We start from the raw sequence: 21023 nt of genomic DNA on the forward strand, positions 1-21023 counted from the left end.
GGCGTGTCTGGAACACGAGAATTATTTACGGCATCTGTCGCGGCGTATTCGCCTATGACGACAGGTGCTGGTGGCATGGCGCACGATGCGCCGAGGTATGCCGAACGCCCCCAAGAGTGCATATGACCTATGGCAAAGCGTGATTTTTATGAGGTCCTGGGTGTCGAGCGTGGCGCCAGTGAAGGTGATCTCAAGAAGGCCTACCGCCGTCTGGCGATGAAGTACCACCCGGACCGCAACCCGGGCGACAAGGAATCGGAAGACCTGTTCAAGGAGGCCAACGAGGCCTACGAAGTGCTGTCCGATGCCAGCAAGCGCGCGGCATACGACCAGTATGGCCACGCCGGCGTCGACCCGAGCATGGGTGGCGGCGGTGCCGGTTTCGGTGGCGCCAACTTCTCCGACATCTTCGGTGATGTCTTCAGCGATTTCTTCGGCGGCGGCCGCGGTGGCGGTCGTGGCGGTGTCCAGCGCGGCAGCGACCTGCGCTACACCCTCGAGCTCAACCTCGAAGAGGCGGTGCGCGGTACCACGGTCAACATCCGTGTGCCTACGCTGGTCAACTGCAAGCCGTGCGACGGCTCTGGCGCCAAGAAGGGCTCGACCCCGTCGACCTGTCCGACCTGTGGCGGCATCGGCCAGGTGCGCATGCAGCAGGGCTTCTTCGCCGTGCAGCAGACCTGTCCGCGTTGCCACGGCCAGGGCAAGATCATCACCGACCCTTGCGGCTCGTGCCATGGCGAAGGCCGTGTCGAGGAATACAAGACGCTGTCGGTCAAGGTGCCGGCCGGTGTCGACACCGGTGATCGCATTCGTCTGTCTGGCGAAGGCGAGGCGGGCGCCCATGGCGGCCCTGCCGGTGACCTCTATGTGGTCGTCAATGTGCGCGAGCACCCGATCTTCCAGCGCGACGGCAAGCACCTCTACTGCGAAGTGCCGATCAGCTACACCGACGCCGCCCTGGGTGGCGAGCTGGAAGTGCCGACCCTCGACGGTCGCGTGAAGCTGAAGATTCCCGAAGGCACCCAGACCGGCAAGCAGTTCCGTCTGCGCGGCAAGGGTGTGGCGCCGGTGCGCGGTGGCGCGGCGGGCGACCTGCTGTGCCGCGTGGCGGTGGAGACACCGGTCAACCTCAGTCGTCGTCAGCGCGAGCTGCTCGAGGAGTTGCGTGATTCCCTTGAAGGTGACAGCTCCCATTCGCCCAAGGCCAGTGGCTGGTTCGAGGGCATGAAGCGCTTCTTCGGCGATCTCTGAGAAGGAACAGGCTATGCGACGTATTGCAGTGATGGGCGCCGCCGGGCGCATGGGCAAGGTGCTGGTCGAGGCCGTGCAGCAGCAGGCGCCGAAGGCCGGCCTGACCGCGGCCATCCATCGTCCGGACAGCTCCCTGGTCGGTGCCGACGCGGGCGAGCTGGCGGGCCTGGGGCGCATCGGCGTGACCATCTCTGACGACCTGGCCAAGGTCGTCGATGAGTTCGATGTGCTGATCGACTTCACCCATCCGTCGGTGACCCTGAAGAACCTGGCGTTCTGCCGCAAGGCGGGCAAGGCCATGGTCATCGGTACCACCGGCTTCAGCGCCGAGGAGAAGGCGTTGCTGGTCGAGGCAGGCAAGGAGATCCCGATCGTCTTCGCCGCCAACTTCAGCGTGGGCGTCAATCTCAGTCTCAAGTTGCTGGACATGGCGGCACGGGTGCTGGGTGATGACGTGGATATCGAGATCATCGAGGCCCACCATCGGCACAAGGTCGATGCGCCGTCGGGGACCGCGCTGCGCATGGGTGAAGTGGTTGCCAATGCGCTGGGGCGTGACCTGCGGGAAGTGGCGGTATATGGCCGTGAAGGCCAGACAGGCGCCCGTGACCGCAAGACTATCGGCTTCGCCACTGTGCGTGCCGGTGATGTGGTCGGTGATCACACCGTGCTGTTCGCCGCTGAAGGCGAGCGCCTGGAAATCACCCACAAGGCCTCGAGCCGCATGACCTTCGCCAAGGGTGCGGTGCGCGCGGCGCTGTGGCTGGATGGGCGTGAGCCTGCGCTGTATGACATGCAGGATGTGCTCGAGCTGCATTGACACCGTCCCCTGTAGGAGCGGCCTTGTGCCGCGAAAGGGGCGCGCAGCGGCCCCAGGATCTCTGAACCACTCAGAATTGCCGGGGCCGCTGCGCGCCCCTTTCGCGGCACAAGGCCGCTCCTACACGCTCGGGGCTGCTGCAATGTCCCCTCTGTCGCAATCCTGCGTTTTAGAGACACATTCCCGGTAGACCCAAAACGCATTTTTCTGTAAGCTACAGCTTTAGTGTGTCCACTAAAAGCGCGCAGACTAATTCAGCATAAAAGCGGGGTGACGTGTCCATACGTCATTCCGCTTTTTTGCAACCTGCGATCGCCCTTTCAGGCTTGATTTACGGGAGGTCTTCTTGACTAAGCCAGCCATACTCGCCCTTGCCGATGGCAGCATTTTTCGCGGTGAAGCCATTGGAGCCGACGGTCAGACCGTTGGTGAGGTCGTGTTCAATACTGCAATGACCGGCTACCAGGAAATCCTCACAGACCCTTCCTACGCCCAGCAAATCGTTACCCTGACTTACCCGCACATCGGCAACACCGGCACCACCGCCGAAGACGCCGAATCGAATCGCGTCTGGTCCGCGGGCCTGGTGATTCGCGATCTGCCGCTGCTGGCCAGCAACTGGCGCAACACCCAGTCCCTGCCTGAATACCTGAAAGCCAACAACGTCGTCGCCATTGCCGGTATCGACACCCGTCGCCTGACCCGCATCCTGCGTGAGAAAGGCGCCCAGAACGGCTGCATCCTGGCTGGCGACAACATCAGCGAAGAAGCCGCCATCGCCGCTGCCCGCGCCTTCCCGGGCCTGAAGGGCATGGACCTGGCCAAGGTGGTCTCGACCAAGGAGCGCTACGAGTGGCGCTCCAGCGTCTGGGAGCTGAAGACCGACAGCCACCCGACCATTGACGCCGCCGACCTGCCGTACCACGTCGTCGCCTTCGACTACGGCGTCAAGCTGAACATCCTGCGCATGCTGGTCGCCCGTGGCTGCCGCGTCACCGTGGTGCCCGCCCAGACCCCGGCCAGCGAAGTCCTGGCGCTCAATCCTGATGGCGTGTTCCTGTCCAACGGCCCTGGCGATCCCGAGCCGTGCGACTACGCGATCCAGGCGATCAAGGAAATCCTCGAGACCGAGATCCCGGTGTTCGGTATCTGCCTGGGCCACCAGCTGCTGGCCCTGGCCTCCGGCGCCAAGACCGTGAAGATGGGCCACGGCCACCACGGTGCCAACCACCCGGTCCAGGACCTGGACACCGGCGTGGTCATGATCACCAGCCAGAACCACGGTTTCGCCGTCGACGAAGCCACCCTGCCGGGCAACGTGCGCGCCATCCACAAGTCGCTGTTCGACGGTACCCTGCAGGGTATCGAGCGTACCGACAAGAGCGCGTTCAGCTTCCAGGGTCACCCTGAAGCGAGCCCAGGCCCGACCGACGTCGCGCCACTGTTCGATCGTTTCACCGATGCCATGGCCAAGCGCCGCTGAGCATCCTGCTTCAAGGCCCCGGGCCGGCTCGCGCCGCGCCCGGAAGCGCCTGACCCAGATTGTTCAAAGCGGCTTGCCGACTGACCCCGGATTTGAGTGACAACCATGCCAAAACGTACAGACATCAAAAGCATCCTGATTCTCGGCGCTGGCCCGATCGTGATCGGCCAGGCCTGCGAATTCGACTACTCCGGCGCCCAGGCCTGCAAAGCCCTGCGCGAGGAAGGTTTTCGCGTCATCCTGGTGAACTCCAACCCGGCCACCATCATGACCGATCCGGCCATGGCCGACGCCACCTACATCGAGCCGATCAAATGGCAGTCGGTGGCCAAGATCATCGAGAAAGAGCGCCCGGACGCAGTGCTGCCGACCATGGGTGGCCAGACCGCACTGAACTGCGCCCTGGACCTGGAGCGTCACGGCGTCCTGGAAAAGTTCGGCGTCGAGATGATCGGTGCCAACGCCGACACCATCGACAAGGCCGAAGACCGTTCGCGCTTCGACAAGGCGATGAAGGACATCGGCCTGGAGTGCCCGCGCTCCGGTATCGCCCACAGCATGGAAGAGGCCAATGCGGTTCTCGAGAAGCTCGGCTTCCCATGCATCATCCGTCCGTCGTTCACCATGGGCGGCACTGGCGGTGGTATCGCCTACAACCGTGAAGAGTTCGAAGAAATCTGCACCCGTGGTCTGGACCTGTCGCCAACCAAGGAACTGCTGATCGACGAATCGCTGATCGGCTGGAAGGAATACGAGATGGAGGTGGTCCGCGACAAGAAGGACAACTGCATCATCGTCTGCTCGATCGAGAACTTCGACCCGATGGGCGTGCACACCGGTGACTCGATCACCGTTGCCCCGGCACAGACCCTGACCGACAAGGAATACCAGATCATGCGCAACGCCTCGCTGGCGGTGCTGCGTGAAATCGGTGTCGAGACCGGCGGTTCCAACGTGCAGTTCGGTATCTGCCCGAATACCGGCCGCATGGTCGTGATCGAGATGAACCCGCGCGTTTCGCGTTCCTCGGCCCTGGCATCGAAAGCTACCGGTTTCCCGATCGCCAAGATCGCTGCCAAGCTGGCCATCGGTTACACCCTCGACGAGCTGCAGAACGACATCACCGGCGGCCGTACCCCAGCGTCCTTCGAGCCGTCGATCGACTACGTCGTCACCAAGCTGCCGCGCTTCGCCTTCGAGAAATTCCCGAAAGCCGACGCCCGCCTGACCACCCAGATGAAATCCGTGGGTGAAGTCATGGCCATCGGCCGCACCTTCCAGGAGTCCCTGCAGAAAGCCCTGCGCGGCCTGGAAGTCGGCGCCTGCGGCCTCGACCCGAAAGTCGACCTGGCCAGCCCTGAGGCTGCCGGCATCCTCAAGCGCGAGCTGACCGTGCCAGGCGCCGAGCGCATCTGGTACGTTGCCGACGCCATGCGTTCGGGCATGACCATCGAGGAAATCTTTGCCCTGACCGGCATCGACCTGTGGTTCCTGGTGCAGATGGAAGACCTGATCAAGGAAGAAGAGAAGGTCAAGACCCTGGCCCTGTCGTCGATCGACAAGGACTACATGCTGCGCCTCAAGCGCAAGGGCTTCTCGGACCAGCGCCTGGCCAAGCTGCTCGGCATCACCGACAAGAACCTGCGCCGTCACCGCCACAAGCTGGAAGTGTTCCCGGTGTACAAGCGCGTCGACACCTGCGCCGCCGAGTTCGCCACCGACACCGCCTACCTGTACTCGACCTATGAGGAAGAGTGCGAGGCCAACCCGTCGACCCGCGACAAGATCATGATCCTGGGTGGCGGCCCGAACCGTATCGGCCAAGGCATCGAGTTCGACTATTGCTGCGTGCACGCCGCACTGGCGCTGCGTGAAGACGGTTACGAGACCATCATGGTCAACTGCAACCCGGAAACCGTCTCCACCGACTACGACACCTCCGACCGTCTGTACTTCGAGCCGCTGACCCTGGAAGACGTGCTGGAAGTCTGCCGCGTCGAGAAGCCGAAGGGCGTCATCGTCCACTACGGCGGCCAGACCCCGCTGAAACTGGCCCGTGCCCTGGAAGAAGCCGGCGTACCGATCATCGGTACCAGCCCGGACGCCATCGACCGCGCCGAAGACCGTGAGCGCTTCCAGCAGATGGTTCAGCGCCTGAACCTGCTGCAGCCGCCAAACGCTACCGTGCGCAGCGAAGACGAAGCCATCGCTGCCGCTGGCAAGATCGGCTACCCGCTGGTGGTTCGTCCGTCCTACGTGCTGGGCGGCCGCGCCATGGAGATCGTCTACGAGCTGGACGAGCTCAAGCGCTACCTGCGCGAAGCGGTCCAGGTGTCCAACGACAGCCCGGTGCTGCTCGACCACTTCCTCAACTGCGCCATCGAAATGGACGTGGATGCGGTCTGCGACGGCACCGACGTGGTGATTGGCGCGATCATGCAGCACATCGAGCAGGCCGGTGTTCACTCCGGTGACTCGGCGTGCTCGCTGCCACCTTACTCGCTGAGCAAGGAAGTGCAGGACGAAGTCCGCGTCCAGGTCAAGAAAATGGCCCTGGAACTGGGCGTGGTCGGCCTGATGAACGTGCAGCTGGCCCTGCAGGGCGACAAGATCTACGTGATCGAGGTCAACCCGCGCGCCTCGCGTACCGTGCCGTTCGTCTCCAAGTGCATCGGCACCTCCCTGGCGATGATCGCGGCCCGTGTCATGGCCGGTAAAACCCTGAAAGAGCTGGGCTTCACCGAGGAAATCATCCCGAACTTCTACAGCGTCAAGGAAGCCGTCTTCCCGTTCGCCAAGTTCCCGGGGGTTGACCCGATCCTCGGCCCTGAGATGAAATCGACTGGTGAAGTCATGGGTGTCGGCGACAGCTTCGGCGAAGCCTTCGCCAAGGCCCAGATGGGTGCCAGCGAAGTGCTGCCGACCGGCGGTACCGCGTTCATCAGCGTGCGTGACGACGACAAGCCGCAGGTGGCTGGCGTCGCCCGCGACCTGATCGCCCTGGGCTTCGAAGTGGTCGCCACTGTCGGCACCGCCAAGGTGATCGAGGCGGCCGGCCTGAAAGTGCGTCGCGTGAACAAGGTGACCGAAGGTCGTCCGCACGTGGTCGACATGATCAAGAACGACGAAGTGTCGCTGATCATCAACACCACCGAAGGCCGCCAGTCGATCGCCGACTCCTACTCGATTCGTCGCAATGCGTTGCAGCACAAGATCTACTGCACCACCACCATTGCGGCCGGTGAAGCCATCTGCGAGGCGCTGAAATTCGGTCCGGAAAAGACCGTTCGTCGCCTGCAGGATCTGCATGCAGGACTTAAAGCATGAGCATTACCAAGTACCCGATGACCGTCCAGGGCGCTCGCGCCCTGGAGGAAGAGCATCTGTTCCTGAGCAAGACCGAGCGTCCGCGCCTGAGCCAGGCGATCGGCGAGGCTCGCGAGCTGGGCGACCTCAAGGAAAACGCCGAGTACCACGCCGCCCGCGAGGAGCAGGGCATGGTCGAGGCGCGTATCCGCGATATCGAAGGCCGTCTGCAGAACTCGGTGGTGATCGACGTCACCACCATCGCCCACACCGGCAAGGTTATCTTCGGCACCACCGTCGATCTTGAGAATACTGAAACCGGCGATCAGGTGACTTACCAGATCGTTGGCGAAGATGAAGCCGACGTGAAGAAAGGCAAGCTTTCCAGCGGTGCACCTATCGCCCGTGCCATCATTGGCAAGGAAGAAGGTGACACGGTGGTCGTGAAGACGCCGAACGGTACGGTCGAGTACGAGATTGTCGAAGTCAAACACATCTGACCGGCGCCTGCGGGCGCCATCCCTCGAGGGGATCCTCTGGCAGCTGGCCCAGGTGTTCTGGGTCGGCGGCCTGTGGGTGTTCCACGTGGGGCTGGTGCCTGCGCTCAAGGTCAGCGGCCTGGCGCCGTTGCTGGTGCACGACGTGGCTGCGCAGATCGACCGCTGGTTGATTGGTGTGGCCATGCTCGGGTTGTTGACCCAGTTGGCGGTGCTGGCGAGGGTGGATGGCCTGGCGGCCTGGTGGCGGCAATTCCGCGGTCAGATGCTGCTGCTCGGCTTCGGCGCCTGCGTCAGCTACTACACGCTGCGCTACGGGATTTCCGTGGGCGAGCGTTGGCAGATGTTCTGCTTCCTGGTGCTGGGCTTCTCCGGCATCGTGCTGGTGGCCCAGCCGGTCCCGGTCAGGGCACGGCGGTAGCCGAAGTGTGACGCGGCCTTTGTAGGAGCGGCTTTGTGCCGCGAAAGGGGCCGCAAAGCGGCCCCAGTATTATCTGCAACGAAGCTGATACCTGGGGCCGCTTCGCAGCCCTTTCGCGGCACAAGGCCGCTCCTACATGGGTATTGCGCTGTCCTGGGCGTTACTTGTAACGGTGAATGTTGGACAGCTGCTTGTTCGGCTGTGGGTTCTTGCGGTAGATCAGCGCTTTCTTGCCGATGGTCTGCACCAGTTCGGCGCGGCCGGCCTTGCACAGTGCGGCGATGGTCTCGGCGCGTTCCTCGCGATCTTCCGAGCGAATCTCGACCTTGATCAGCTCGTGATCGACCAGGGCGCGTTCCAGTTCGGCGATCACGCCTTCATTCAAACCGTTGCCAGCAACGATCAGGACCGGCTTCAGGTCATGACCAATGGACTTGTATTGCTTCTTCTGCTCGTTATTGAGCGGCATAATCTGACCCTTTTCGTCTGATTCTGTAAAATTGACGGGCATTTTACCCGAGGGCCCCTGGCTCCGCCCAGTCAAACACGACGCATATCATCGAGGTGCCCCGTGGTACAACGTTCCAAAAGCAGCGCAAACTGGCTGCGAGAGCATTTCAACGATCCTTTTGTGAAACAGGCGCAGAAGGATGGCTACCGCTCGCGTGCGAGCTACAAACTGCTGGAGATCCAGGAAAAAGACCGCCTGATCCGCCCCGGCATGAGCGTGATCGACCTCGGCGCAGCACCCGGTGGCTGGTCGCAGGTGACCAGTCGTCTGATTGGTGGCCAAGGGCGGTTGATCGCCTCGGACATCCTGGAAATGGACTCGATCCCGGACGTTACCTTCATCCAGGGCGACTTTACCCAGGACGAAGTGCTGCAGCAGATCCTGCAGGCGGTCGGTGATTCGCATGTAGACCTTGTGATTTCCGATATGGCCCCCAATATGAGTGGTACGCCCGCGGTGGACATGCCGCGCGCCATGTTCCTCTGCGAACTGGCCCTGGATCTGGCGACCCGCGTGCTCAAGCCCGGCGGGGATTTCCTGATCAAGATCTTCCAGGGCGAGGGTTTCGACATGTACCTGAAGGACGTGCGCAGCAAGTTCGACAAGGTGCAGATGCGCAAGCCGTCGTCCTCGCGGGATCGCTCCCGCGAACAGTACCTGCTGGGCAAGGGTTTCAAGGGCGCATGAAAGGCGTATTGCGGGGTTGCTGATAGTTATTTCCAATCGGCGGCTCCGTCTGGATCGTCCGAACTTCGTGTAGTCTAGCTTTCACAAAGGGTTACAGACGGTGCCTGCGGATGCGTGGGTAATGTAGTAAGTTAGGGCGATGAATATCATGCGAGGCACGGCTGCGTCGTGCGCCGGCCTCAGAGGGTAGCGAATTGAACGACATGGCAAAGAATCTGATCCTCTGGTTGATCATCGCCGCCGTCCTGGTGACGGTGATGAACAACTTCTCGAGCCCTAACGAGCCGCAGACCCTCAACTATTCCGACTTCATCCAGCAGGTCAAGGATGGCAAGGTCGAGCGCGTGACCGTCGACGGCTACATCATTACCGGCAAGCGCACTGACGGCGACAACTTCAAGACCGTCCGCCCAGCCATCACGGATAACGGCCTGATCGGCGACCTGGTGGACAACCACGTCACCGTCGAAGGCAAGCAGCCTGAGCAGCAGAGCATCTGGACCCAGTTGCTGGTGGCGAGCTTCCCGATCCTGGTGATCATCGCCGTGTTCATGTTCTTCATGCGCCAGATGCAGGGCGGCGCTGGTGGCAAGGGCGGGCCGATGAGCTTCGGCAAGAGCAAGGCGCGTCTGTTGTCCGAAGACCAGGTGAAAACCACCCTGGCTGACGTCGCGGGTTGCGACGAGGCCAAGGAAGAGGTTGGCGAGCTGGTCGAGTTCCTGCGCGACCCGGGCAAGTTCCAGCGCCTGGGCGGCCGCATCCCTCGCGGCGTGCTGATGGTCGGTCCGCCCGGTACTGGTAAGACCCTGCTGGCCAAGGCCATTGCCGGTGAGGCCAAGGTACCGTTCTTCACCATTTCCGGTTCCGACTTCGTCGAGATGTTCGTCGGCGTGGGTGCCAGCCGTGTTCGCGACATGTTCGAGCAGGCCAAGAAGCACGCGCCGTGCATCATCTTCATTGACGAGATCGACGCCGTCGGTCGCCACCGTGGCGCCGGCATGGGCGGCGGTCACGACGAGCGCGAACAGACCCTGAACCAGTTGCTGGTCGAGATGGACGGCTTCGAAATGAACGATGGCATCATCGTCATCGCCGCGACCAACCGTCCCGACGTGCTCGACCCGGCGCTGCTGCGTCCCGGTCGCTTCGACCGCCAGGTGGTGGTCGGCCTGCCGGACATCCGCGGTCGCGAACAGATCCTCAAGGTGCACATGCGCAAGGTGCCGATCGGCGAGAACGTCAACGCGGCGGTCATCGCCCGTGGTACGCCAGGCTTCTCCGGTGCCGACCTGGCCAACCTGGTCAACGAGGCGTCGTTGTTCGCCGCGCGGTCCAGCAAGCGCGTGGTCGAAATGAAGGAATTCGAACTGGCCAAAGACAAGATCATGATGGGCGCCGAGCGCAAGACCATGGTCATGTCCGAGAAAGAGAAGCAGAACACCGCGTACCACGAGGCGGGCCACGCCATCGTCGGTCGCGTCGTTCCCGAGCACGACCCGGTCTACAAGGTGTCGATCATTCCCCGTGGCCGTGCCCTGGGCGTGACCATGTTCCTGCCGGAAGAGGATCGCTACAGCCTGTCCAAGCGCGCGCTGATCAGCCAGATCTGCTCGCTGTACGGTGGCCGTATCGCCGAAGAGATGACCCTGGGCTTCGACGGTGTCACCACCGGGGCCTCCAACGACATCATGCGCGCCAGCCAGATCGCCCGGAACATGGTCACCAAGTGGGGCCTGTCCGAGAAACTCGGCCCGCTGATGTACGCCGAAGAAGAGGGCGAGGTGTTCCTCGGTCGCAGCGCGGGGAGCCAGCATGCCAGCGTCTCGGGCGAGACTGCCAAGATGATCGATTCCGAGGTGCGCAGCATCATCGATCAGTGCTACGCCACGGCCAAGCAGATCCTCACCGACAACCGTGACAAGCTCGACGCCATGGCCGAGGCCTTGATGAAGTACGAAACCATCGATGCCGACCAGATCGACGACATCATGGCAGGTCGTACCCCGCGCGAGCCGCGTGACTGGGACAATGATTCCGGTACCTCCGGCAACCAGGCTTCCCAGGATGATCGTCCGGAGTCGCCGATCGGCGGTCCAGCGGCTCAACACTAAGGGTATCTATGAGCTTGACGCAGTACCCGACCCGGTTGCCTTGCGGCAACCGGGTTCTTGATTTGTCCCGTACCCATGTCATGGGTATCCTCAACGTCACCCCAGACTCGTTCTCCGATGGTGGGCGCTTCAGCCAGCGCGATGTGGCCTTGCGCCATGCCGAGGAGATGGTAGCGTCCGGTGCGACCCTGATCGACGTAGGTGGCGAGTCCACCCGTCCGGGGGCGCGTGCGGTATCGCCCATCGAGGAGCTGGAGCGTGTAGCGCCGATCGTCGAAGCGATCAGCAGTCGGCTCGATGTGATCATCTCGGTCGACACCTCCACGCCTTCGGTCATGCGCGAGACGGCCCGCCTTGGTGCGGGGCTGATCAACGATGTGCGCGCCCTGGAGCGCGATGGCGCCCTCGATGCGGCGGCCGATACCGGCCTGCCGGTGTGCCTGATGCACATGCGTGGCGAGCCGGGCACCATGCAGGACAATCCGCAGTACGAGGATGTGACAGCCGATGTAACGCGCTATCTTGAACAGCGTATGGCCGCCTGCGCGGCGGCCGGCATCGGGGCTGAGCGCATCATCCTCGACCCAGGGTTCGGCTTTGCCAAGACCCTTGAGCATAACCTCAGCCTTTTCAAACACATGGAAGCGCTCTATCGCCTGGGGCGGCCACTCTTGGTGGGTGTCTCGCGCAAGAGCATGATCGGCCTCGCGCTGGACCGTCCGGTCGGCGAGCGGCTCTACGGCAGTCTGGCCCTGGCCGCCCTGGCCATGACCAAGGGCGCGAGTATTCTGCGGGTACACGATGTCGCCGAAACCGTCGATGTCGTGCGCATGATCGCCGCGGTCCAGAACGCCGAATAAGAACATTGGAGTCACTATGAGCAGAAAATACTTTGGTACCGATGGTATCCGTGGTCGCGTAGGCCAATTCCCGATCACCCCGGACTTCATGCTGAAACTCGGCTGGGCCGCCGGCATGGCCTTCCGCAAGCAGGGCACCTGCCGCGTATTGGTGGGCAAGGACACGCGGATCTCCGGCTACATGTTCGAATCCGCGCTCGAGGCAGGCCTGTCCGCGGCCGGTGCCGACGTGATGCTGCTCGGCCCGATGCCGACGCCGGCCATCGCCTACCTGACCCGCACCTTCCATGCCGAGGCCGGTATCGTCATCAGCGCCTCGCACAACCCCCATGACGACAATGGCATCAAGTTCTTCTCCGGTGCTGGCACCAAGCTGCCGGACGAAGTCGAGCTGATGATCGAGGAACTGCTCGACCAGCCGATGAATGTCGTCGAGTCCAGCAAGCTGGGCAAGGTCTCGCGCATCAATGACGCGGCGGGGCGCTACATCGAGTTCTGCAAGAGCAGCGTGCCCAGCAGCACCAGCTTCGAAGGCCTGAAGATCGTCGTGGACTGCGCTCATGGTGCCACCTACAAGGTCGCGCCGAGCGTGTTTCGTGAGTTGGGTGCCGATGTCACCGTGCTGCACGCCGCCCCGGATGGTCTGAACATCAACGAGGGCTGCGGTTCGACCCATATCGAATCGCTGCAGGCGGCGGTCCTGGTCGGTCATGCGGATCTCGGCATCGCCTTCGACGGCGACGGCGACCGCGTGCTGATGGTCGATCACACCGGTGCCATCGTCGACGGGGACGAGCTGCTGTTCATCATCGGTCGCGACATGCAGGAGCGTGGCAAGCTGCAGGGCGGCGTGGTCGGTACCTTGATGAGCAACCTGGGCCTGGAGCTGGCGTTCAAGGAACTGGATATCCCGTTCGTGCGGGCCAAGGTGGGCGATCGCTATGTCATGGCCGAACTGCTTGAGCGCGAATGGCTGCTGGGTGGTGAAAATTCCGGTCATGTCGTTTGTGGCAGTCACACCACCACTGGTGATGCGATCATCGCCGCGCTGCAGGTGCTGATGGCGCTCAAACGCCGTGGCGAAAACCTCGCCCAGGCCCGCCAGGCCGTGCGCAAATGCCCGCAGGTGCTGATCAACGTGCGCTTCGCGGCCGGCAAGAACGACCCGCTGGAGAACCCCCTGGTCAAGGAAGCCAGCGCCAAGGCCACCGAGGCGATGGCCGGTCGTGGGCGGGTGCTGTTGCGCAAGTCCGGTACCGAGCCGCTGGTGCGGGTGATGGTCGAAGGCGATGATGAAAACCAGGTGCGTGGCCATGCCGAAGCTCTGGCCAAGCTGGTCGAAGAAGTTTGTGCCTGAAAGAGGCTTGCCAGCGCAGATCTTGTTGGGTAAGATCTGCGCCCACTTTGACCGACGAGGTAAAGCATGCGTCGCCCCATGGTAGCTGGTAACTGGAAGATGCACGGTACCCGCGCCAGCGTCGTAGAGCTGACCCAGGGCTTGGGCAAATTGTCCCTGCCGAGCGGAGTGGAAGTCGCGGTGTTTCCACCATCCCTGTTCATCAATCAAGTGATTGATGGCTTGGAGGGTAAGGGAATCAACGTAGGCGCACAGAATTCTGCAGTACAGCCTGAACAAGGCGCTCTGACCGGCGAAGTTGCTCCGAGTCAGTTGGCTGAAGTCGGTTGCAAATATGTCTTGATTGGGCATTCCGAACGTCGCCAGATTATTGGTGAAAAAGACGAAGTGCTGAATCAAAAGTTTGCAGCCGCACAGAAAAGTGGTTTGACGCCAGTGCTGTGTATAGGGGAAACTCTTGCAGAGCGTGAGGCAGGCGAGACGCTCGAAGTTGTAGGGCGTCAACTAAGCAGTGTTATCGACGCGTTCGGTATCAAGGCTTTCGCCAATGCGGTTATTGCCTATGAGCCTGTTTGGGCCATTGGTACTGGTTTGACGGCCTCGCCACAGCAAGCCCAGGATGTGCATGCAGCCATCCGCAAGCAGTTGGCGGCGAAGGACGCCGAAGTTGCCGAAAAAGTGCAACTTCTCTACGGCGGCAGCGTGAAGGCGGCCAATGCGGCTGAACTGTTCGGCATGCCGGATATCGATGGGGGGCTCATTGGTGGAGCGTCCCTGAACGCAGACGAATTCGGTGCAATTTGTCGCGCCGCAGGAAACTGAACAAATGCTGGAAACAGTCGTAGTTGTTTTTCATCTGTTGGCAGCGTTGGCACTGGTTGTAATGGTGCTGCTGCAACAGGGTAAAGGTGCGGAAGCCGGTGCATCTTTCGGCGCAGGTGCTTCAAATACTGTGTTCGGAAGCCAAGGTTCCGCTACCTTTTTGAGTAAAGTTACTGCTATACTTGCTGCCACTTTCTTTTTGACTGCACTTGGGTTAGGATACTTCGCCAAGCAGCAGGCTCACCAGCTGACTCAAGTTGGTCTGCCAGATCCAGCAGTGCTGGAAGTCAAAGAGCCAAAGCCGGCAGTCAATGATGATGTACCGGTGCTCCAGCAGCAGAAGAGTGAAACCACCAATACTGGTGACGTACCTCCTCCAGCCAAAGAGCAGCAGTAACGGGTTTCAAGTAGTATTGCCGAGGTGGTGGAATTGGTAGACACGCAACCTTGAGGTGGTTGTGCCCATAGGGTGTAGGGGTTCGAGTCCCCTTCTCGGTACCAATTGAAGCATGAGAGCCCGCTTTAGCGGGCTTTCTTGCAGGTGGAGGTCGGATTGACCCGGCAAAGGGTTCAGTCTTATACTTTCGCCCCAGCTTTGTCGCGGGGTGGAGCAGCTTGGTAGCTCGTCGGGCTCATAACCCGAAGGTCGTTGGTTCAAATCCAGCCCCCGCAACCAGCTTCAGCAGAGCCCCTTTTCAGGGGCTTTTTGCTAGCCGAACAGTTTTCGGCGTCGTTGTCCAACGGCGCTTTCAGGGATGGGCGCTTCGCCCATTTTTTATTTGCACAGCATGCACGAGGGGGTTCAGGTGTCGAGCAAGCTAGAACAGTTGCAGGCCTTGTTGGCCCCGGTGGTCGAGGGCCTGGGCTACCAATGCTGGGGGATCGAATACGTCTCCCAAGGCAAGCATTCGGTACTGCGTATCTACATCGACAAGGAAGACGGGATCCTGGTGGACGACTGCGAAGCCGTCAGCCGTCAGGCAAGCGCCATTCTCGATGTGGAAGATCCGATCAGCTCTGAATATACCCTCGAGGTGTCCTCTCCAGGCATGGACCGCCCGCTGTTCACCTTAGAACAGTTTGCTGCGCATGCCGGCGAGCAGGTGAAGATCAAGCTGCGTACGCCCTTCGAGGGCCGTCGTAACTTCCAGGGCCTTCTCCGCGGTGTGGAGGAGCAGGATGTGGTGGTGCAGGTGGACCAGCACGAGTTCCTGTTGCCGATCGACTCGATCGACAAGGCCAATATTATTCCCAGTTTTGACTGAGACGTGCCGGGCCCGGTGAAAGATCCGGGGCCAATGGCTTGCGCAAGGCGAGGCGTACGATGAGCAAAGAAGTACTGCTGGTTGTTGAATCGGTATCCAACGAAAAGGGTGTACCGCCCGGCGTCATTTTCGAAGCGCTGGAAGTGGCCCTGGCCACTGCAACCAAAAAGCGTTTTGAAGACGAAGTCGACCTGCGTGTGGAAATCAACCGCCACACCGGTAGCTACGAGACCTTCCGTCGCTGGACGGTCGTCGAAGAAGCGGATCTGGATGATCCGGCAATCGAGGTCTGGCCAGCAAAGATTCAGGAAAGTCATCCTGAAGCCAAAGTTGGCGACGTGATCGAAGAGAAGATCGAGTCTATCGAGTTCGGTCGCATCGCTGCGCAAACCGCCAAGCAAGTCATCGTGCAGAAGGTTCGCGAAGCTGAGCGCGCCCAGGTGGTCGATGCTTACCGCGAGCGCGTGGGCGAGATCATCTCCGGTACCGTGAAGAAGGTCACCCGCGACAACGTCATCGTCGACCTGGGCAACAACGCCGAGGCGCTGCTGGCCCGCGAAGACATCATTCCCCGTGAGACCTTCCGTGTCGGCGTGCGCCTGCGTGCGCTGCTCAAGGAAATCCGCACCGAGAACCGCGGTCCTCAGCTGATCCTGTCGCGCACCGCGCCGCAGATGCTGATCGAGCTGTTCCGCATCGAAGTGCCGGAAATCGCCGAAGGCCTCATCGAAGTCATGGCCGCCTCCCGTGATCCGGGGTCGCGCGCCAAGATCGCCGTCCGCTCCAAGGACAAGCGCATCGACCCGCAAGGCGCCTGTATCGGCATGCGTGGTTCGCGCGTCCAGGCCGTATCCGGCGAGTTGGGTGGCGAGCGTGTGGATATCGTCCTGTGGGACGAGAACCCGGCGCAGTTCGTTATCAACGCCATGTCGCCGGCAGAGGTTGCCGCGATCATCGTTGATGAAGATGCCCATGCGATGGACATCGCCGTGGCCGAGGACAACCTGGCACAGGCCATCGGACGTGGCGGCCAGAACGTCCGCCTGGCCAGCCAGCTGACTGCCTGGACCCTGAACGTGATGACCGAGAAGGACATCCAGGCCAAGCAACAGGCTGAGACAGGCGACATCCTGCGCAACTTCATCGAGGAACTGGAAGTCGACGAGGAGCTGGCACAAGTGCTGGTCGACGAAGGCTTCACCAGCCTTGAAGAAATTGCCTACGTACCGTTGGAAGAAATGCTCAACATCGATGGCTTTGACGAGGACATCGTCAATGAGCTCCGCGCTCGAGCCAAGGACCGTTTGTTGACCAAGGCCATCGCTACCGAAGAAAAACTGGCAGACGCCCATCCGGCTGAAGACCTGCTCTCCCTCGAGGGCATGGACAAGGACCTGGCGGCGGAACTGGCGGTGCGCGGCGTGGTTAACCGCGAAGACCTGGCCGAGCAGTCGATTGACGACCTGCTCGACATCGACGGCATCGACGAAGAGCGTGCCGGCAAGTTGATCATGGCCGCCCGAGCCCACTGGTTCGAGTAATTAGGCGCGGCCTGAGGAGAGAAGTGCATGACGCAAGTCACGGTGAAAGAACTGGCCCAAGAGGTCGAGGCACCGGTAGAGCGCCTGCTGCAGCAGATGCGTGAGGCAGGTCTGCCGCACACCGACGCCGGTCAGGTAGTGACCGACAATGAGAAGCAGACCCTGCTGACTCATTTGAAGAGCAGCCACAAGAGCAAGGCGGAAGAGCCGCGCAAGATCACCTTGCAGCGCAAGACCACCAGCACTCTGCGTGTCGCCGGTAGCAAGAGCATCAGCGTAGAAGTACGCAAGAAGAAAGTATTCGTGCAGCGCAGCCCGGAAGAGATCCAGGCTGAGCAGAAACGCGAGCAGGAAGAGCGCCGCGCCGCCGAAAATGCAGCGCGCGAGAAGGTTGACGCCGAAGTTCGCCAGCGCAACGAGGAGCAGGCACGCCGTCAGGCTGCCGAGGCCCCGGCCGCGGCGCCAGCGCCCAAGGCCGAGCCTGCCCCGGCTGCTGCCCCGGTAGTGGCCAACGCGCCGGTGTCCGAAGACGCCGCCGCCCGTGCCGCCGAGCGCAAGAAAGACGAGACCCGTCGCAACGAAAGCCGTACCCGTGATGATGATCGTCGCGGTGGTGGCCCGGCTGCGGCCGGTCGTGGCGAAGCGCCGCGCATGTCGGTCAAGGTCAAGGTCAAGGAAAAGGAAAAGGCTCCGACTCCGCGCGCCGCACCTCGCACCACCGACGAAGAAAGCGATGGCTTCCGTCGTGGCCGCGGTGGCAAGGGCAAGGGCAAGAAGCGCAATGCGCACGGCTTCCAGAGCCCGACTGGTCCGGTCATTCGTGACGTGACCATCGGCGAGACCATCACCGTCTCGGAACTGGCGCAACAGATGTCGGTCAAGGCCGCTGAAGTCGTCAAGTTCATGTTCAAGCTGGGCACCCCGGTCACCATCAACCAGGTGCTCGACCAGGAAACCGCTCAGCTGGTTGCCGAAGAGCTGGGCCACAAGGTCACCCTGGTCAGCGACACTGCCCTGGAAGACTCCCTGGCCGAATCGCTGAAGTTCGAAGGTGAGACCACCTCGCGTGCTCCGGTCGTGACCGTCATGGGCCACGTCGACCACGGCAAGACCTCGCTGCTCGACTACATCCGTCGTGCCAAGGTGGCCGCTGGCGAAGCCGGTGGTATCACCCAGCACATCGGTGCCTACCACGTCGAAACCGACCGCGGCATGGTCACCTTCCTCGACACCCCCGGCCACGCTGCGTTTACCCAGATGCGTGCCCGTGGTGCCAAGGCGACCGACATCGTCATCCTGGTGGTGGCGGCGGACGACGGTGTGATGCCACAGACCCGCGAAGCCGTTCAGCACGCGAAAGCTGCTGGCGTTCCGCTGGTTGTCGCGGTGAACAAGATCGACAAGCCGGGTGCCGACCTCGATCGCATCCGTAACGAGCTGTCGGTCGAAGGCGTGACCTCCGAGGACTGGGGTGGTGACACGCCGTTCGTCAAGGTTTCGGCGAAGATGGGTACCGGCGTCGACGAACTGCTCGAAGCTGTCCTGCTGCAGGCCGAGATCCTCGAACTCAAGGCCACTCCGACCGCTCCTGGTCGCGGTGTCGTGGTCGAGTCGCGTTTGGACAAGGGTCGCGGCCCGGTGGCCACCATCCTGGTTCAGGACGGTACCCTGCGTCAGGGCGACATGGTCCTGGTCGGCTCGAACTATGGCCGCGTACGTGCCATGCTCGACGAGAACGGCAAGCCTGTGAAGGAAGCCGGCCCGTCGATCCCGGTCGAGATCCTTGGCCTGGACGGCACGCCCGACGCTGGCGAAGAGATGTCGGTGGTTGCCGACGAGAAGAAAGCGCGTGAAGTTGCGCTGTTCCGTCAAGGCAAGTTCCGCGAGGTCAAGCTGGCCCGTGCGCACGCCGGCAAGCTGGAAAACATCTTCGAGACCATGGGTCAGGAAGAGAAGAAGACCCTCAACATCGTCCTCAAGACCGATGTGCGTGGTTCCCTCGAAGCGCTGCAGGGTTCGCTCGGCAGCCTGGGCAACGACGAAGTTCAGGTACGCGTCATTGGTGGCGGCGTCGGTGGTATCACCGAGAGCGACGCCAACCTGGCACTGGCCTCGAACGCGGTGCTGTTCGGCTTCAACGTGCGTGCCGATGCCGGCGCGCGCAAGATCGTCGAGCAGGAAGGTCTGGATATGCGTTACTACAACGTGATCTACGACATCATCGAAGACGTCAAGAAGGCCCTGACCGGCATGCTCGGCAGCGATGTTCGCGAGAACATCCTGGGTGTGGCCGAAGTGCGCGACGTGTTCCGTTCGCCGAAGTTCGGCGCCATCGCTGGCTGTATGGTCATCGAGGGTACCGTGTACCGCAACCGTCCGATCCGCGTACTGCGCGATGACGTGGTGATCTTCGAAGGCGAGCTGGAATCGCTGCGTCGCTTCAAGGACGATGCCTCCGAAGTGCGTAACGGCATGGAGTGTGGTATTGGCGTCAAGAGCTACAACGACGTCAAGGTCGGCGACAAGATCGAAGTCTTCGAGAAAGTCCAGGTGGCTCGTACCCTGTAAGGGGCGAGCGTGGCGCAGGCCCCGTCGTAAGGCGGCTGGCGGCGCCTCACAAGGTAGCGCCCGGTCAGGCTTCAGCCTGACCGGGCGTTTGCCGCTTTACGTTACAGGTAGCAAGAATGGCAAAAGAATACAGCCGTACCCAACGTATCGGCGATCAGATGCAGCGTGAGCTGGCAGAGCTGATCCGCCGTGAAGTCAAAGACCCGCGTGTCGGCCTGGTGACCATCACCGCCGTGGACGTCAGCCGCGACCTGGGCCATGCCAAGGTTTTCATCACCGTCATGGGCGAAGAAACGCCCGACGCCGTGAAGCAGTCGCTCAAGGCGCTGAACAGTGCCGCCAGCTTCCTGCGCCTGCACTTGGGTCGCTCGATGCAGCTGCGCAGCGTGCCGCAGTTGCACTTCCACTTCGATGAGAGCGTCAGCCGTGGTGTCCACCTGTCGGCACTGATCGAACGTGCGGTGGCCGAAGACCGCCTGCACAAGGATGCCGACGAGCTGGACGCCAAGGAGTAAGCGGTGGCCCAGGTCAAACGTATTCGCCGCAACGTCAGCGGCATCATCCTGCTCGACAAGCCGCTGGGGTTCACCTCCAACGCCGCGCTGCAGAAGGTTCGCTGGTTGCTCAACGCGGAAAAGGCCGGCCACACCGGCAGCCTCGACCCGCTGGCCACCGGCGTGCTGCCGCTGTGCTTCGGCGAGGCGACCAAGTTCTCGCAGTACCTGCTCGATTCCGACAAGGGCTACGAGACGGTCATGCAGATGGGGCAGACTACCAGCACCGCAGATGCCGAAGGCGAAGTCCTGCAGACCCGCGAAGTGACCGTTGGTCGCGCCGACATCGAGGCCGTGATCCCGCGTTTCAAGGGTGGAATCCTCCAGGTGCCGCCGATGTACTCGGCCCTCAAGCGTGATGGCCAGCCGCTGTACAAGCTGGCTCGTGCAGGAGAGGTAGTGGAGCGCGAGGCGCGTTCTGTTACTATTAGCCGCTTGGAGTTGCTCGAGTGCGAAGGCACCCGTGCGCGCCTTTCGGTTGGATGCAGCAAAGGCACCTATATCCGCACCCTGGTGGAGGATATCGGTGAGGCGCTGGGCTGTGGTGCCTACGTCGCCGAACTGCGTCGTACCCAGGCGGGCCCCTTCGAGCTGGCACAGACCGTGACGCTCGAGGAACTCGAACAAGCCCACGCCGAAGGCGGCAACGAAGCGCTCGATCGCTTCCTGATGCCTTCTGACAGCGGGCTGCAGGACTGGCCACTGGTGCTGCTGTCCGAGCACAGCGCGTTCTACTGGCTGCATGGTCAGGCAGTACGTGCGCCGGACGCGCCGCAGTTCGGCATGGTCCGGGTACAGGATCACAATGGTCGCTTCATCGGTATCGGTGAAGTGAGCGAAGACGGGCGCGTTGCGCCGCGTCGACTGATTCGGTCGGAATGACCGGAACCACGGGTAGAGGCTTATGCTGAAACCGGTGGATACGAGGTTGGCTGTTATTAGGCACGGTCACACCTCTTCTTTTTA

18 protein-coding genes and 2 tRNA genes are annotated in these 21023 nt (G+C 62.0%); 19 read left to right on the plus strand and 1 reads right to left on the minus strand.

What is annotated here, in order from left to right; translation table 11 throughout:
• Positions 1-129 precede the first annotated feature (129 nt).
• From dnaJ to LU671_RS19515, 6 genes are all read left to right on the plus strand, one after another.
• The gene (dnaJ, locus tag LU671_RS19490) at positions 130-1254 is read left to right on the plus strand and encodes a molecular chaperone DnaJ (RefSeq protein ID WP_203648097.1); all 1125 of its coding nucleotides are present in this window, start codon (positions 130-132) and stop codon (positions 1252-1254) included.
• A gap of 13 nt (positions 1255-1267) precedes the next feature.
• Complete coding sequence (dapB, locus tag LU671_RS19495; protein ID WP_203648096.1) at positions 1268-2074, plus strand: 4-hydroxy-tetrahydrodipicolinate reductase; 807 nt, start codon at positions 1268-1270, stop codon at positions 2072-2074.
• 346 nt (positions 2075-2420) lie between these two features.
• Positions 2421-3557 carry a glutamine-hydrolyzing carbamoyl-phosphate synthase small subunit gene (gene carA / locus LU671_RS19500; protein WP_232856602.1) on the plus strand — a complete coding sequence of 379 codons (1137 nt, stop codon included), beginning with the start codon at positions 2421-2423 and terminating at the stop codon, positions 3555-3557.
• A gap of 105 nt (positions 3558-3662) precedes the next feature.
• On the plus strand, positions 3663-6884 hold the full coding sequence (gene carB, locus LU671_RS19505; protein WP_232856603.1) for a carbamoyl-phosphate synthase large subunit: 3222 nt from the start codon (positions 3663-3665) through the stop codon (positions 6882-6884).
• A complete protein-coding gene (greA, locus tag LU671_RS19510) occupies positions 6881-7363 on the plus strand; it encodes a transcription elongation factor GreA (protein ID WP_082120346.1) in 483 nt (160 codons plus the stop codon). The genes carB and greA overlap by 4 nt, the downstream gene beginning before the upstream one ends.
• Positions 7341-7781, plus strand: coding sequence for an MFS transporter (locus LU671_RS19515; RefSeq protein ID WP_232856604.1), 441 nt, complete (start codon positions 7341-7343; stop codon positions 7779-7781). The genes greA and LU671_RS19515 overlap by 23 nt, the downstream gene beginning before the upstream one ends.
• Positions 7782-7941: 160 nt before the next feature.
• Here the strand turns inward: LU671_RS19515 and yhbY are convergent, their stop codons facing one another.
• Positions 7942-8250 (minus strand): ribosome assembly RNA-binding protein YhbY, encoded by a 309-nt coding sequence (gene yhbY / locus LU671_RS19520; RefSeq protein WP_050706991.1) that lies wholly within the window; start codon positions 8248-8250, stop codon positions 7942-7944.
• Positions 8251-8352: 102 nt separating this feature from the next.
• Here yhbY and rlmE point away from each other — a divergent pair, with 102 nt between their 5' ends.
• From rlmE to truB, 13 genes are all read left to right on the plus strand, one after another.
• Positions 8353-8979: a 23S rRNA (uridine(2552)-2'-O)-methyltransferase RlmE gene (gene rlmE / locus LU671_RS19525; RefSeq protein ID WP_011532133.1), complete on the plus strand. Its 627-nt coding sequence runs from the start codon at positions 8353-8355 to the stop codon at positions 8977-8979.
• Positions 8980-9182: 203 nt separating this feature from the next.
• Positions 9183-11090 (plus strand): ATP-dependent zinc metalloprotease FtsH, encoded by a 1908-nt coding sequence (ftsH, locus tag LU671_RS19530; protein WP_203648093.1) that lies wholly within the window; start codon positions 9183-9185, stop codon positions 11088-11090.
• An 8-nt stretch (positions 11091-11098) separates the two neighbouring features.
• On the plus strand, positions 11099-11950 hold the full coding sequence (gene folP, locus LU671_RS19535) for a dihydropteroate synthase (protein WP_232856605.1): 852 nt from the start codon (positions 11099-11101) through the stop codon (positions 11948-11950).
• Between the two features lie 16 nt (positions 11951-11966).
• Positions 11967-13307, plus strand: coding sequence for a phosphoglucosamine mutase (gene glmM, locus LU671_RS19540; protein ID WP_203648091.1), 1341 nt, complete (start codon positions 11967-11969; stop codon positions 13305-13307).
• A 66-nt stretch (positions 13308-13373) separates the two neighbouring features.
• On the plus strand, positions 13374-14129 hold the full coding sequence (gene tpiA / locus LU671_RS19545; protein WP_203648090.1) for a triose-phosphate isomerase: 756 nt from the start codon (positions 13374-13376) through the stop codon (positions 14127-14129).
• Between the two features lie 4 nt (positions 14130-14133).
• Complete coding sequence (gene secG, locus LU671_RS19550) at positions 14134-14526, plus strand: preprotein translocase subunit SecG (protein ID WP_203648089.1); 393 nt, start codon at positions 14134-14136, stop codon at positions 14524-14526.
• An 18-nt stretch (positions 14527-14544) separates the two neighbouring features.
• A tRNA-Leu gene (locus LU671_RS19555) sits at positions 14545-14630 on the plus strand.
• 98 nt (positions 14631-14728) lie between these two features.
• Positions 14729-14805, plus strand: a tRNA-Met gene (locus LU671_RS19560).
• A 130-nt stretch (positions 14806-14935) separates the two neighbouring features.
• Positions 14936-15394, plus strand: a complete 459-nt coding sequence (rimP, locus tag LU671_RS19565; RefSeq protein ID WP_036986186.1) for a ribosome maturation factor RimP — start codon at positions 14936-14938, stop codon at positions 15392-15394.
• A gap of 59 nt (positions 15395-15453) precedes the next feature.
• Complete coding sequence (gene nusA / locus LU671_RS19570) at positions 15454-16935, plus strand: transcription termination factor NusA (protein WP_050706987.1); 1482 nt, start codon at positions 15454-15456, stop codon at positions 16933-16935.
• 27 nt (positions 16936-16962) lie between these two features.
• Positions 16963-19503, plus strand: a complete 2541-nt coding sequence (gene infB, locus LU671_RS19575; protein WP_110735084.1) for a translation initiation factor IF-2 — start codon at positions 16963-16965, stop codon at positions 19501-19503.
• 116 nt (positions 19504-19619) lie between these two features.
• Positions 19620-20018 (plus strand): 30S ribosome-binding factor RbfA, encoded by a 399-nt coding sequence (gene rbfA / locus LU671_RS19580; protein WP_028691251.1) that lies wholly within the window; start codon positions 19620-19622, stop codon positions 20016-20018.
• 3 nt (positions 20019-20021) lie between these two features.
• Positions 20022-20939: a tRNA pseudouridine(55) synthase TruB gene (gene truB, locus LU671_RS19585; RefSeq protein WP_203648088.1), complete on the plus strand. Its 918-nt coding sequence runs from the start codon at positions 20022-20024 to the stop codon at positions 20937-20939.
• Positions 20940-21023: the final 84 nt, after the last annotated feature.

It is taken from the genome of Pseudomonas sp. NMI760_13, assembly GCF_021283245.1.
GTDB lineage: Bacteria > Pseudomonadota > Gammaproteobacteria > Pseudomonadales > Pseudomonadaceae > Aquipseudomonas > Aquipseudomonas peradeniyensis.

Excerpts from the sequence above, each read along its gene's own strand:
- greA (WP_082120346.1), top strand. The coding sequence starts at position 6,881 with ATGAGCATTACCAAGTACCCGATGACCGTCCAGGGCGCTCGCGCCCTG.
- secG (WP_203648089.1), top strand. The coding sequence starts at position 14,134 with ATGCTGGAAACAGTCGTAGTTGTTTTTCATCTGTTGGCAGCGTTGGCA.
- infB (WP_110735084.1), top strand. The coding sequence starts at position 16,963 with ATGACGCAAGTCACGGTGAAAGAACTGGCCCAAGAGGTCGAGGCACCG.
- yhbY (WP_050706991.1), bottom strand. The coding sequence starts at position 8,250 with ATGCCGCTCAATAACGAGCAGAAGAAGCAATACAAGTCCATTGGTCAT.
- nusA (WP_050706987.1), top strand. The coding sequence starts at position 15,454 with ATGAGCAAAGAAGTACTGCTGGTTGTTGAATCGGTATCCAACGAAAAG.
- ftsH (WP_203648093.1), top strand. The coding sequence starts at position 9,183 with ATGGCAAAGAATCTGATCCTCTGGTTGATCATCGCCGCCGTCCTGGTG.
- rbfA (WP_028691251.1), top strand. The coding sequence starts at position 19,620 with ATGGCAAAAGAATACAGCCGTACCCAACGTATCGGCGATCAGATGCAG.
- tpiA (WP_203648090.1), top strand. The coding sequence starts at position 13,374 with ATGCGTCGCCCCATGGTAGCTGGTAACTGGAAGATGCACGGTACCCGC.
- glmM (WP_203648091.1), top strand. The coding sequence starts at position 11,967 with ATGAGCAGAAAATACTTTGGTACCGATGGTATCCGTGGTCGCGTAGGC.
- dnaJ (WP_203648097.1), top strand. The coding sequence starts at position 130 with ATGGCAAAGCGTGATTTTTATGAGGTCCTGGGTGTCGAGCGTGGCGCC.
- carB (WP_232856603.1), top strand. The coding sequence starts at position 3,663 with ATGCCAAAACGTACAGACATCAAAAGCATCCTGATTCTCGGCGCTGGC.
- folP (WP_232856605.1), top strand. The coding sequence starts at position 11,099 with ATGAGCTTGACGCAGTACCCGACCCGGTTGCCTTGCGGCAACCGGGTT.
- dapB (WP_203648096.1), top strand. The coding sequence starts at position 1,268 with ATGCGACGTATTGCAGTGATGGGCGCCGCCGGGCGCATGGGCAAGGTG.